The following is a 12,930-nucleotide window of genomic DNA, read 5'->3' as shown; positions in this document are numbered from 1 at the left end:
CTGGCGGTCAAGGGGAAATGCATCAGCACCGTGGTGCCGTTGCCGGGCGCGGACTGCAGCTCGAAGGTGCCGCCGGACTGGCGGACGAAGCCGTACACCTGGCTCAGTCCCAGCCCGCTGCCGCGGCCGATTTCTTTGGTGGTGAAGAACGGTTCGGTGGCGCGCTTGGCCACTTCGGCCGGCATGCCGTGCCCGTCGTCGGCGACCGATACGATCAGCGCGTCGCCGGCGGTGCGGGTGCCGATGCGGATACTGCCGCCTTCACCGATCGCGTCGCGGGCGTTGATGACCAGATTCAGCAGCGCCGCCTCCAACTGGCTCGGGTCGACCTGGATCGTGGCCTGGGGGCTGTGCAATTCGAACAGCAGTTGGATGCGTTCGTCGCAGACCCGCGCCAGCAGCACTTCGGCGTCGCGGAGCAGGGCGTTCACGTCGACCGCCTTCGGCCGCAGGGTCTGGCCGCGCGAAAACGCCAACAGTTGCTTGGTCAGGCGAGTGCCGCGGTCGAGCGCGCGCCGTGCGGTGCCGGCGGCGCGGTCGAACTTCTCCGCGTCGCCGCGCACGTTCTTCATCCGCTCCAGACTGTTGAGCGCGACGGTGAGCAGATTGTTGAAGTCGTGCGCCAGGCCGTAGGTCAGCTGGCCGACCGCCTCGAGTTTCTGCGATTGCAGCAGCGCCGAGCGCGCCTCTTCGAGCTCGCGTTCGGCCTGCTTGCGTTCGGTGATGTCGCGGGTGACCTTGGCGAAACCGATCAGCTCGCCGTTCTCGCGGATCGCGTCGATCACCACATGCGCCCAGAACCGGGTGCCGTCCTTGCGCACGCGCCAGCCTTCGGCCTCGAACCGGCCGGTGTCGCGCGCCTGTGCCAAGGCGGCTTCCGGCACGCCGGCGGCGTTGTCCTGCGGCGTGTAGAACATCGAGAAGTGACGGCCGATGACCTCCTCGGACTGATAGCCCTTGATGCGCACGCCGCCGGGATTCCAACTGGCGATCCGGCCGCTCGGATCGAGCATGTAGATCGCGTAGTCCACGACCCCGGCGATGAGCAGTTCGAGCTGGCGGGGCTGGTGCAGCAGCATGGCGGCCTCAGTGGCGGGCGCGGGGATGTCCAAAGAGGTCATGGCTCGCTCGGCGCTGTCGCCAGGGGGAAATCAGCCTGCCGCGAAACGCCGTGTCCGTCCACCGGTTCGCGCGCCCGGCCGGAGGTCCAGGCGCACGCCTCGCTGGACGAGCACGCAAGTACCGTGCCGTGGCGCGAGCTGCGGCCGAGATGGCGTTGCGGTCCCCGGTCTGGCCGGCAGGAGTGAAAAAACTGCAGATCCGTGAACCGTTCAGCGCAAAGCCGGGCACTGGCCCACAGTCCACGCCGCTTAGGCCGGCGTGCGGCCTTCGCGCCTGGCTAACGCCGGTCCCGCCAGCGTGGCAGCGACCCGTTCGGCGGCGAGGAGCGCGCCATGGCCGCCCCGCATTTGCAGCGTCCCCCCAGCGCCCGCGCGAACCGCGGGGCCGCAGTGTCCGGCAGCGCCCGGGCGCGCCGGCGATGAGCCTGGTCGAGTACCGCCGCAAGCGAGACTTCGCCGGCACCCGCGAGCCGGAGCCGGGCAAGCGCCTGCCCAAGGGCAAGCGCGCGATCTTCGTCGTCCAGTTGCACCACGCCAGCCGCCGCCATTACGACTTCCGCCTGCAGATCGGCGATGCGCTCAAGAGCTGGGCGGTGCCGAAGGGGCCGTCCTACGATCCAGCGGTCAAGCGCATGGCGGTCGAGGTCGAAGACCATCCGGTCGATTACGCCGAGTTCGAAGGCCATATCCCGCAGGGGCACTACGGCGGCGGACACGTCGCCCAGTTCGATGCGGGGGTCTGGTCCAGCGACGGCGACCCGGAGGCGCAATTGGCCAAGGGCCATCTGCGTTTCGAGTTGTTCGGGCGCAAGCTCAAGGGCGGTTGGCACCTGGTGCGTTCGGGCAAGGCGGCGCGGCAGCCGCAGTGGCTGCTGTTCAAGGACCAGGACGAGTACGCCGGCGAGGTCGAGGCCGACGACCTGCTTGCCGACGTGACCCCGCCGCCGGCCGCGGACCTCAAGCGCTCCGGCGCCGGCAAACCGCGCAAGCGGCGGCTGAGCGAAGTGCCGGCGGCGAAGGCGGCGCGGCGCGGCTGGGCCGGGCAAGCGAAGAAACTGCCGGGCGCCCAGGCGGCGAGCTTGAGCGGCGAAGCCTTCGCATTGCAATTGGCCACGCTGGGCCGGGAACCGCCGCGCGGCGAGCAATGGCTGCACGAGCTGAAGTGGGACGGCTACCGGATCGGCGCCGCGGTGGCCAAGGGCAAGGTGCGGCTGTGGTCGCGCAACGCGCTGGAGTGGACCGACAAGCTCCCGGAGATCGCCGCGGCCGTCGCCGCGCTGGACTTGAAGTCCGCCGCGCTGGACGGCGAGCTGATCGCCGGCGGCGGCGCCAAGACCGATTTCAACCTGCTCCAGGCGACCTTGTCGGGCGAGAAGCAGGGTGCCTTGTCGCTGGTGCTGTTCGATCTGCTGCATCTGGACGGCTGGGACCTGACCGGCGCGCCGCTGATCGAGCGCAAGCGCTTGCTGGAACGCCTCCTGGAAGGCGCGCACGGCCATCTGCGCTACAGCTCGCACATCCAGGGCGATGGCGACGAAGCCTACCGGCTGGCGGTCGCGCGCGATTTCGAGGGCGTGATCTCCAAGCGCGCCGACCGGCCCTACAGCGCCGGGCGCAGCGACGATTGGCGCAAGACCAAGAGCCTGGCCAGCGACGAGTTCGCGGTGGTCGGCTACACCGCACCGAAAGGCTCGCGCCAGGGCTTCGGCTCGCTGTTGCTGGCGCGTCCGCACCGCGAGCACGGTTGGATCTACGCCGGCAAGGTCGGTTCGGGCTTCTCCGACGAATTGATCGCCCAGGTCTCGGCGCGCCTGCAGGCGGGGCGCAAGGCGCCGACCGTGCAGATGCCGCCGCACGACACCGACCTGCGCAGCGCGCGCTGGTTCGAACCGGCCGCGGTGGTCGAGGTGTTCTACCGCGGCCTGGGCTCGCACGGGCTGCTGCGGCAACCCTCGTTGAAGGCCGTGCGGCCGGACAAGGCGCCGGCCGATCTGCTCGACTCGGACCGAGCGACGGCATCGGGCAAGCGCGCATCCGCGGCCAGGGCGTCGGCCCCGAAGTCAAAATCCAAGTCCAAGTCAAAATCCAAGTCCAAATCCACGTACGCAGTCACCCCGGCGCGCAGGCCGCCGCCGGGCGACGAGGATCTGTCCGGCTTCCAGGTGTCCAGCCCGAGCCGGGTGGTGTATGCCGATATCGGCGCGACCAAGCAGGACGTCGCCGACTACTACCTGGCGATGATGGACTGGCTGTTGCCGGAGATCGTCGACCGGCCGCTGTCGATCGTCCGTTGCACCCAGGGCGTAGGCCGGCCGTGTTTTTTCCAGAAGCACCACACCGCCGGACTGGAGCGCGTCGACCGGGTCAAGCTCAAGGAAGAAGCCGGCAACCACGCCGACTACCTGGTGGTGCGCGACGCGCGCGGGCTGATGGAGCTGGTTCAGTTCAACGCGCTCGAATTCCATCCCTGGGGCTCGACCGCCGAGCGGCCCGATCGCGCCAACCGGATCGTGTTCGATCTCGACCCGGGGCCGGGCGTGGCCTGGAGCGAGGTGGTCGATGCGGCGCGGCAGATCCGCAAGCTGCTGCAATCGTTGCAGTTGCAGTCGTTCGTGCGCACCTCCGGCGGCAAGGGCCTGCACGTGGTGGTGCCGGTCAGGCCGGGCTGCGACTGGAGCCTGGTCAAGCCCTTCGCGCACGGCTTCGCCGACACCCTGGCGGCGATGGAGCCGCTGAAATACGTCGCCACCTCGAGCAAGAAGTTCCGCAACAAGAGGATCTTCGTCGACTACCTGCGCAACGGCCGCGGCGCGACCAGCGTGGCCTCGTTCTCGCTGCGCGCGCGCGAAGGCGCGCCGGTGGCCATGCCGCTGCGCTGGGAGGAACTGGGCAAGGTCAAGAGCGGGCACGCCTTCGACATCGTCTCGGCGGTGGCGCGAGTCAAGCGCCTGCGCCGGCATCCCTGGCAGGGCATCGACCAGGTCGAGCAGGACTTGGAGCGCGTCCACGAGTTGCTGCGCGAGCTCGGTGCGCCTTGATCGGCCTGCGGCGAGCGCGTTCGTCGCGGTCTTCATGGACGGACGCGGCAACGAGTACGCGCTGGCGCAATGCGTCCGACTCGCAGGCCCGGCCACGAATCGTCGATGCCCCGGTGAGTGCGGCGTACCGTGGCCCCGACGCGGGCTAGGCTGGGGCAAGGCCGCTCGACCGACGGGCCGGCCGAAGAGTTCGCTCAGGCCAGGCGTTCGAAATCGCTGATCCAGTTGGTTTCCCAACTGCGTCCGCCGTCGTCGGAACAGGCCTGTTCCCAGCGCGCCGAACGTGCGGTGATGCGCGACCAGATCACCCGGGTCCGGATCGGACGGCCGTCGAGGCTGTCGTCGCCGATGAAGGTGCCGACGCCGTCGCTGAAGCCGCCGAGTACCGGCGGCTGGATCGTGGTCGGTTCGCGGCCGTCCAGCCACCAGCTCGACCAGCGCCGGCGCTGCGCATCGTAGGCGCGCAGGCCGATGCCGCGCACGGTGCCGGTAGGGAACTCCATCAGGTTGTCGCCGATGTTGCCGTAGCCGCCGAGCACCGGCAGGTTCTCGAAGCGGCCGCCGAATTCGTCCCAGTCGTCGCTGCCGGCCAGGCGCCGGCGCAAGCGGCGATGGGCGACTTTCCAGCGCCCGATCAGGAAATCGAAATCCTTCGGCGCGCCGGCGAGCTTGGGCAGCGGGGTGGGCTCGGCCGCGGTGCGGGTGAACCAGTTGCGCCAATTGACCTCCCAATTGGCGCCATCGTCCGGCGAGAAGGCCTGTTCCCACCACGGCCGCGCGCCATGCAGGTCGCGCCAGCGGAAGCGCATCAGGATCGGACGGCCGCGCAGGGTGTCGCGGCCGACGAAGGTGCCGACGTCGCCATCGAATGCGCCGCGCACCGGCGGGTCGATGCGGTCGGGACGGCGCGCGTCCAGCCACCAGATCGACCACTGCCCGCTGGCGCGATCGAAGGCGCGCAGCGTCAGGCCGCGGTAGCTGCCGGACGGCAGGCCGACGATGTTGTCGTCCATATTGGCCAGGCCGTCCAGCATCGGCCGGAACGTGCTGGTGCCGGCGAATTCCTCCCAGTCCTGGCTGCCGGTCAATCGCTCCTTGAGCCGGCGATGGCGCACGTCCCAGTTGCCGGTCAGCCAGGCCCAGTCCTGTGCCGGGTCGCCGCCACGGGCCGGTCGCGCCGGGTGGGCGGTGCGGGCGAACAGCGGCAGGCCGGTGGCGGCGGCAGCGCCTGCGCTGGCGAGCGCGGCCAGCAAGGTGCGGCGGGTGCGCAGAAAGGGCATGGCGTGGGTCCTGGCGGGGAATGCATCGATCATCGGCAGCGCGGCGCCGCGTTGACAACGCAATTTCCGCTGCGCAGGCTAAGCCACACTTATGCTCGGCACCGGCCGCTTCCCGTCCCTGTCCGCGATCCGCGCCTTCGAGGCCGCGGCGCGGCTGGGCAGCTTCGCCAAGGCGGCCGACGAGTTGGACACCACCGCCGCATCGGTCAGTTACCACGTGCGCCGGTTGGAGACGCAGCTGGGCATGCCCTTGTTCGTGCGCAGCGCCAACCGGGTCAGCCTGACCGTGCCCGGCGAAATCGTCGCGCGCGAGGCGATCGGCGCCTTCGCCGCCTTGCGCGCCAGCTTCGTCCGCGCCGCCGACGCCGACCGCGCGCATCTGTCGCTGACCACCCTGCCGACGCTGGGCACGAGTTGGCTGATGCCGCGGCTCGGCCGGTTCCGCCAACGCCATCCGGAACTGCAACTGGAGCTGGACCTGTCGGTCGAGGCCGAAGACCTGGCCGGCGGCCGCTTCGATGCGGCGATCCGCAACGGCCATGGCGACTGGCCCGGGTTGCAGGCCACCGCCCTGTTCCCGAGCGTGTTCGTGCCGCTGTGCGCGCCGGCGCTGGCCGACGCGGCGCGCGGCCTGACCGATCCCGCGCAGGCGCTCGACCTGCCGCTGATCGGCCGGCGCGATTGGTGGGCGCTGTGGTTCGCGGCGGTGGGCTGCGAGCGCAACCTGCCGGCGGGCAGCTTCGCGATGCAATTGCCGGCCGAGTACCTGGACATCTCCGCTGCGGTGGCCGGGCAGGGCATCGCGATCGGTTCGCCGATCCTGTTCCGCCACGAAATCGACGCCGGCCGGCTGGTGCCGGCGCACGAGCGCGCGGCCGGCGACGGCCGAGCGTTCTGGTTCGTCAGTCCGTCCGCGCGCCAGCACCAGCCCAAGATCGCCCGCTTCCGCGAATGGGTCGCCGAGGAAGCCGCCAGCGCGCGCGGCGCCGCGCAGTCCTACCTGCGTGGCCTGGCGTCCTGATTTGAGCGCGAGGCGGCGCTTCTTTCACGCCGGTGGGACGCAAGGGCATCGCCGCTGCTGTTCCGCCCGCCTGCCCGCGCTCAACTCAGGCCGTGCTTCTTCAGCAGCGCCGCTTCGTCGCCGGTGACATAGCCGAAGATTTTCGGCTTGCCCGGCCGCAGGCGCAGGAAGTAGAGGTTGGCGAACACGATCCGCACTTCGGCGCCGTCCTTGCGCCTGCGGTAGCGCGAGTCCCAATTCACCTTGGCCAGCGCATGCGCCGGGTCCAGCGGCGTGGTCTCGATCTTGGCGATCGCCATCGAGGTCATGCCGATCTTGCGATACCGGGCGAAGCCGCGGCCGATCATGAACTTGAACTTCAACCCGTTCTTGCCGCCGTACACGCCGGCCGGGCTGGACTGGACGAAGTAGTCGGCGAAGGCCCCGGTCACCGCGTCGGTGTCGACGTCGTGAGGGTCGTCCAGGGCGCGCTGGAAACAGCGTTGATAGCGGCGGAAGAACTGCTCGATCCTGGTGTTGGGGGCGTTGGCGGCCATGCGGGTGGGCCCGACGGAGATCCTGTCGGATCGTCCGCCGATTGCGATTAAGGCTTTGTGACGTGGACTAGCATCGATGATCGGCCCCGTATTCGGTCGTTTTCCCGGTGGTTTCGCTGCGAACGCACGAACGTTTCCGCGCGGCGAAGGGGCGCATCGAACGCAGTACACTGCGCAGCCGGATCGCAGTGCTTCGCCGCCGCGGCAGAGGTTTGAAATGGATGCCCCATCGCCGCGCGCGCTGCTGGATCTCGACGACCTGCGCCAGATCGCGCGCTGGGGCGCCGACTGCGCGCAGCGTGCGCTGCCGCTGTTCGAAGCGGCGGTGCCGGGCGATGCGCGGCCGCGCGCGGCGATCGCGGCGGCGCGCGAGTTCGCCGCCGGCGAACGACGCACGGCGCGGCTGCGCAGCCTGAGCTGGGCCGCTCACGTCGCGGCGCGCGAAGCGGGCGATCCCGTGGCCCAGGCCGCCGCGCGCGCGGCCTCGCTCGCGGCGGCGGCCGCCTATACCCATCCGATCGCCAGCGCGCATCAGCTCAACCACATTCTCGGGCCGGCGGCCTATGCGGCGCAGGCGCAGGCGCTGGCGGCTGGCGCGGACGCCGCGGCGTTGGACGCCGCGTTGGGTTGGGCGATCGAACAGGTGCCGGAGCGAGTCCGCGAGGCAGTGCGCAGGTTGCCCGCGCCGGCGCCGGCCCAGGGCGCGAGGGCGGTGCTGATCCATCGTCTCGATGCCGCGCTGCGCGGCTGACCGTCGGACCGGCGATCAGCCCTAGGCGGCCTCGGCGTCCAAAGCGTCCTGCGTTGGCACGAGCGTGCTGTCCTGGGCCAGGCAGGCCTCCAACTGGGCCATGAACGCCGCCCGCAGGGCATCGGCTTCCGGCCGGCTCAGGCACTGGTCGTCGCCGGTGTACATGAAGTTCAGTTCGCCGTTCAAGGTGTAGGCGATCACCCCGAGCACGCGGCTGGCGAAGGAGTGCACATAGATCCGCAGCCGGCGCACGCGCAGCGGCGAGCCGGGTTGCAGCAACTGGATGTTGCCGAGGTTGGAGAACGAAAACAGGTTCCAGTTGCGGTTGCGGCTGATCGCATCGCCGAGCCGCACCAGCGTGCGGATCTTGGCCTGCGAGGGCGGGCGGATCATTTCGCAGAACTGGTACTTACCTGGGATGTCGTCGATGCCCTGGGCGACCTGCTGCAGGATGTGGCGGTTGAGTTCGCGCGCGGCGCTCCAGAAATCCGGGTCGGCGCTCTGCCGCGCCGGCACCTTGAAGCTGCCGCCGCCGAAGAACAGCATGTCGCTCTTGAGCATGGACAGGCGTTCGCGACGGGCGTCGATCGGGCTTTCGATCCAGTCCGGCATCTTGCGCTGCAAGGTGGCCTGCTGGGCCTGGCTGAGGGCCAGCAGCAGCGCGGTGTGCAAGGACACGGCCTCGGCCTTGCAACGCCGGCGCAGGGCCTCGGTGAGCTCGGCGCCGACGCTCCAGTGGATGTGCAGTTCGTGCTTGTCGACCGGCCGGCGCGTAGGCGGCAGCAGGGCGAATACGGCGTTGATCAGCCAGGCGGCGGCGCGCCGCTTCCAGCGCTTGCCGTCGTCGAAGTCGCCGATCACGTCGGTCGGGGTGATGGCCCGATAGGGCACCAGCGCCTGCCCGGATTCCAGCCCGTCGAGCAACTCGCGGACGATGGTCAGCTGGCTCATGCCGTCGCAGATGCGGTGGGTGGCGGCGATCAGCAGCTCGTGCTCCTCGTCCGAGCGCAGCCAGGTCAGGCGCAGCTGCGGCAGCTCGTGGACGAAGGGCGCGTAGGCCTCGTGGCGCCATTCGCGGGCATGGGTTTCGTGATCGACGCCTTCGACGATGCGCAGCGGCACCGGCGGCGCGCAGTCCATCTCGTAGAGGAGGGCACCGCCTTGCTCGCGGATCAGCATCCGTAGCGCCGGGTGCTTGGCCTGGACCCGGTCGATCGCCGCGCGCAGCCGGGACTCGTCCAGGTCGCCGGCCAGGGTGACCGCGAACACCACGTTGCCGTCGATCATGCGTTCGATCGTGGACATCTTGCGCTTCATCGTCGACCTCGTATCGGGACGGGCACGCGCGCCGGGTCAGCGCCGGGTGCAGAAGGCGTGGATGCGCGGGTGGCGGCTTTCGAAGGTGCCCAGCCGGCCGAACAGGCCGTCGAGGTAGCCGCACCAGATCGCCGCGACCTTGGCCAGCTTGCGCGGTTCGAACAGCAGCACGCAGACCGACTGGTGCACGGCCAGCAGGCCCGGCAGCCAGTGCAGCGCCCATTTGCGCCGGTACAGGCCCAGCGCGTGCACCGCGTTGCGGGCGCCGTAATAGCGGCGCCAGGCGACGTGGTGGGTGGTGAACATCTTGCCGTGGCGTTCGATCGCGCCGGTGGTCTGGCGCATGGTCACGCCGGCGTTCATGTACACCGGAATGCCGTGATCGGAGGCGCGCAAACCGTATTCGATGTCGATGTACTCGATGAAATAGTCTTCGCGGAACGCGCCGAGTTGGCGGAAGGTCTCGGCCGAGAATGCCGAGCCGGAGGAGATCACGAACAGCGACGGGAACAGGCCCTGCGGCTCGTCGTCGATGCGCCGCGGCTTGGGGAAGCGCCGGCCCGGCGGGATCGAGGGCATGCACTTGCCGAGGTTGATCTCGTAGATCTTCGGGCCGATCAGGAAGGTGCGGCTGCCGGTTTCGGCGCAGGCGCGCATCATGTCGGCGAAGAAGTCCTCGGCGATATCGGAGTCCTGGTCGAGCAGGAACACCACCTCGCAGCCTTGCGCCAGCAGCGCCTCGGTGCCGCGGTTGTAGGCCCCGGCCAAGCCGCCGCGGTTGTGGTTGGCGATCACCGTGGTACCGCCGCGGCGCAGGGCCTCGTGCAGTTCCGGATCGATCTGCGGCGAGTTGTCGACCGCGACCACGTGCCGGCACTGCGCGCGCGCCTTGTCGAGGTTGCGCACGAACTCGGCGGTGGGCTGGTAGAGCACGAAGATCAGCCCGAACACGGTCGTCCCGGCGGTGTCGTCGTCCAGCGCGGGCGACGGCGAGGGCTGCGCGGCGACAGCGGCCGGCAGCGCCGCGGAGTCGGCCTGGGACTCGCTCATGCGTCGGTCTCCCGCTGCGCCAGCCGGCGCAGCCGTTGCAGGGTGCGGTCGCGGATCGCCTCGGCCTGCGCGCGCGGCAGCGACTGTTCGTCCGAGGTCAGGGCGAAATCGAGCACGTCCTGGTCGGCGACGATGGTGACCAGGTTGGCCGGGGTCGGCGCCAGCGCCGCGGTCGGGCTGAGCACCGCCTTGAGCCGGAAATCGCCGTAATCGCGCGCCAGGTCGAGCTTGCCCAGGTAGGACAGGGTGACGCCGCGGCCGCCGCGGCGCGAGCGCGAATAGGCGATCAGGCGGTCGAACAGGGCGTGCACGCGCTCCATGCCGAGCAGGTTCTCGTGCACCTGCGGGCCGAGCTCGCCGATCTTGGCGTCGATGTCCTTGCGCATGCCGCGGGCGACGGTCCAGTACTCGCCCTCGTCGCCGCCGAAGCCGGTGGCGATCGCCGGCGACAGCTGGATGGTCGGCGCCATCGCGAACAGCGAATCGGCGCCGAGCTTGGGCAGGAACCGGCGCACGTCGACCGGCAGCGAGAACTGCTCGATCGCCTGCTTGCCCAGGATGTCGCGGAAACTCAGCATCAGCGCCAGGCCGACGACGTTGAACACGGTGACCTGTTCCTGCCGGCAGCGTTCGGCCAGGGCGCGGTAGTCGGCGGCGTCCAACTGCCAGCGGGTGCTGTAGACCGGGCCATAGCCGACCGCGGGGCCGATCCGGCGCGTGCGCACCCACAGGTTGAACAGGACCGTCTTCCAGCGCAGCCGGCGCCGGATCGCGCCGTCGCCGAGCACGGAATCGGGCAGCAAGGCGTCGACCGGCGGCATCGCGTCGTGGCGGCCGATGTCGCGCTCCGGGTCGTCGCACAACAGCAGCAGTTCGCGCAGCAGGGTCAGCACCGAAACGCCGTCGCAGACGCAGTGATGGCAGGTCAGCAGCAGTTCGCTCGCGTCGGCCCCGCGCACCAGGACGACCCGCACCAGCGGTTCGCGCTCGGCGGCGAACAGACGATTGCGCTCGAGTTCGCTTTCGCGTTCCCAACGCTGGTCGTCGTCGCGCTCGACCACGCGCAGCGGAATCGGCGGCGCCGGTCGTTGCTCCTTGAACCAGGGCCGGCCGTCGACGGCCTCCACCACGCTGCGCAACACCGGGTGCTTGGCCTGGATCCGGGCCAGGGCGCGGCGCAGGCGCGCCTCGTCCAGCCGGCCCTCGATGCGCGCCGGAATCACGATCGCCACCGGCACCTGGCCTTCCAGGTACATGCCGCGCTCGAACAGGCTCAGCGGCCGCTGCAGGGCCTGCGCGGCATCGGGCGACGCGGTCCGGTCCGCGCCGGTCATGCGGTGTTCCCCAACCATTGCAGGGACGCCTTGCCGCGCTCTTCCACGGCCGGCTCCAGCAGGCCCCAACTGCGCAGGTGGCGGATCGCCTCGGCCACGCCGTCCTCGGCGCGGATGCGCTCGCCCAGCGCGGCCGCGGCCTGCTGCATCGGCACGTCGTGCGCCTGTTCCAGCGCGTCGGCCAGGATGTCGGCGTCGAGCCGGTTGCGGTCGAGCGCGGCCGGACCGGCGCCCAGGGCGTTGAGCGAATGGGCCCAGAACGGCTGGTCGCCGTAGAAGGGCACGATGATCGAAGGGATGCCGGCGCGCGCCGCCGCCGCGGTGGTGCCGGCGCCGCCGTGGTGCACCGCCGCCGACATCAACGGGAACAGGCGGTCGTGCGGCGCCTGGCGGATGAAGAAGATCTGCTCGTCGAGCGCGCCGTCGGGATGGTCCAGTCCGCCCCAGCCGGTGGCCAGAACCGCGCGCCGACCGCTCTTGCGCACGCTGTCGACGACGGTCTGGGTGAACTGGGTCGCGTCGCTGGAGACCATGCTGCCGAAACCGATGTAGACCGGTTTCGGTCCGGCGGCGAGAAACGCCTGCAGTTCCGGCGAGGGCTGCCAGCCGGCGTCGTCCAGGAACCAGTAGCCGGCGATCTGCACGTTCTGCGGCCAGTCGGCCGGGCGCGGCGAGACGTGGCGGCTGAAGCCGTAGACCACCCGGGTGTCGGCATTGCGGTAGTACGGGCCGTACCAGGGATATTTCTTCAGCCCGAGCTGGGGCCGCACGATGTCGTTGAGCGCCGGCTTCATCACATGCCAGACCAGGTGACGCAACAGGTGATAGCTGGCGACGTTGAGCAGCGGCGGCAGGTTGCGTTTCTTGCCGGCCAGCACCACCGGCGGCACCAGCCGCGACGGGGTGAGCGGCTGCAGCTGCGCGGCGGCGAACGGGATGCCGTGGGCCTCGGCCAGGGATTTGGCCAGCAAGGTGCTGTTGCCGACCCCGATCAGCAGCCCGGCGCCTTCGATCGCCGCGCGCCCTTCGGCGACCCAGCTGCGCGCCCACTGCGCGTACTGGCGGCGGAACACGCGCGCCATTTCGCGCATGTCCAGGCCGCGGTCGGCGATGCTGCGGTCGGCGTGGAGCATGGCGTGGAAATCGCTGGTCAGCGGGTAGTGCTCCAGCCCCGCGCCGCGCACCAGCTCGGCGAAGTTGTCGCTGGTGACGATGCGCACCGGGTAGCCCGCGCTGCGCAGCCCGCGTCCGAGCGCGACCAGGGGACGGATGTCGCCCTGGGTTCCGATGGTGAAGATGGCGATCGGCGCCCGCGTGCTCATGGGTGAATCGCAGCCTCTTCTGACGGTGGATGTCGCGCCCGCCGTGCGAAGTCCGCCCGCGGAGCGTCGTGCCGCGCCCTCGGCCCGCGGCCGCGATGGCCGGCTTGTGCCGCTGGCGTCCGCCCGCGCTCGTCGCGGACCCGGGACGGGATCCGTCGGT

The 12,930-nt window shown here is 70.3% G+C and carries 9 protein-coding genes and 1 pseudogene; 3 read left to right on the top strand and 7 right to left on the bottom strand.

The genetic code is table 11. The features are described 5' to 3' along the window. Positions 1-11: 11 nt before the first annotated feature. Positions 12-1,079 (bottom strand): annotated as a pseudogene (locus tag K4L06_RS04665) (PAS domain S-box protein); the annotation flags it as partial. A gap of 461 nt (positions 1,080-1,540) precedes the next feature. Here K4L06_RS04665 and ligD point away from each other — a divergent pair. Continuing rightward, on the top strand, positions 1,541-4,159 hold the full coding sequence (gene ligD / locus K4L06_RS04660) for a DNA ligase D (protein WP_221670288.1): 2,619 nt from the start codon (positions 1,541-1,543) through the stop codon (positions 4,157-4,159). A gap of 194 nt (positions 4,160-4,353) precedes the next feature. Here ligD and K4L06_RS04655 read toward each other — a convergent pair whose 3' ends face one another. Next, positions 4,354-5,439, bottom strand: a complete 1,086-nt coding sequence (locus K4L06_RS04655) for a hypothetical protein (RefSeq protein WP_221670287.1) — start codon at positions 5,437-5,439, stop codon at positions 4,354-4,356. 91 nt (positions 5,440-5,530) lie between these two features. Between K4L06_RS04655 and K4L06_RS04650 the strand changes: the two genes are divergently transcribed. Beyond that, positions 5,531-6,460 (top strand): LysR substrate-binding domain-containing protein, encoded by a 930-nt coding sequence (locus K4L06_RS04650; protein ID WP_221670286.1) that lies wholly within the window; start codon positions 5,531-5,533, stop codon positions 6,458-6,460. 80 nt (positions 6,461-6,540) lie between these two features. Here the strand turns inward: K4L06_RS04650 and K4L06_RS04645 are convergent, their stop codons facing one another. Further along, entirely contained in the window at positions 6,541-6,996 is a 456-nt protein-coding gene (locus K4L06_RS04645; RefSeq protein WP_221670285.1) for a hypothetical protein, read from the bottom strand. Positions 6,997-7,213: 217 nt separating this feature from the next. Here K4L06_RS04645 and K4L06_RS04640 point away from each other — a divergent pair, with 217 nt between their 5' ends. Continuing rightward, entirely contained in the window at positions 7,214-7,747 is a 534-nt protein-coding gene (locus K4L06_RS04640; RefSeq protein ID WP_221670284.1) for a putative immunity protein, read from the top strand. A gap of 21 nt (positions 7,748-7,768) precedes the next feature. On the opposite strand, the gene K4L06_RS04635 is transcribed toward K4L06_RS04640, so the two are convergent. Genes K4L06_RS04635 through K4L06_RS04620 form a run of 4 tightly spaced genes read right to left on the bottom strand, consistent with a single transcriptional unit; the run spans position 7,769 to position 12,770 of the window. Next, positions 7,769-9,064 carry a condensation domain-containing protein gene (locus K4L06_RS04635; protein WP_221670283.1) on the bottom strand — a complete coding sequence of 432 codons (1,296 nt, stop codon included), beginning with the start codon at positions 9,062-9,064 and terminating at the stop codon, positions 7,769-7,771. 36 nt (positions 9,065-9,100) lie between these two features. Beyond that, entirely contained in the window at positions 9,101-10,114 is a 1,014-nt protein-coding gene (locus tag K4L06_RS04630) for a glycosyltransferase family 2 protein (RefSeq protein ID WP_221670282.1), read from the bottom strand. Further along, on the bottom strand, positions 10,111-11,448 hold the full coding sequence (locus K4L06_RS04625; protein WP_221670281.1) for a condensation domain-containing protein: 1,338 nt from the start codon (positions 11,446-11,448) through the stop codon (positions 10,111-10,113). Before K4L06_RS04625 ends, K4L06_RS04630 begins: the two co-directional genes overlap by 4 nt. Beyond that, positions 11,445-12,770 (bottom strand): glycosyltransferase, encoded by a 1,326-nt coding sequence (locus K4L06_RS04620; RefSeq protein WP_221670280.1) that lies wholly within the window; start codon positions 12,768-12,770, stop codon positions 11,445-11,447. The genes K4L06_RS04625 and K4L06_RS04620 overlap by 4 nt, the downstream gene beginning before the upstream one ends. Positions 12,771-12,930: the final 160 nt, after the last annotated feature.

It is taken from the genome of Lysobacter sp. BMK333-48F3, assembly GCF_019733395.1.
Classification (GTDB): Bacteria; Pseudomonadota; Gammaproteobacteria; order Xanthomonadales; family Xanthomonadaceae; genus Lysobacter.
The sequence above is the reverse complement of the archived record's forward strand: the minus strand, read 5'-3'. Positions and strand labels throughout refer to the sequence as shown.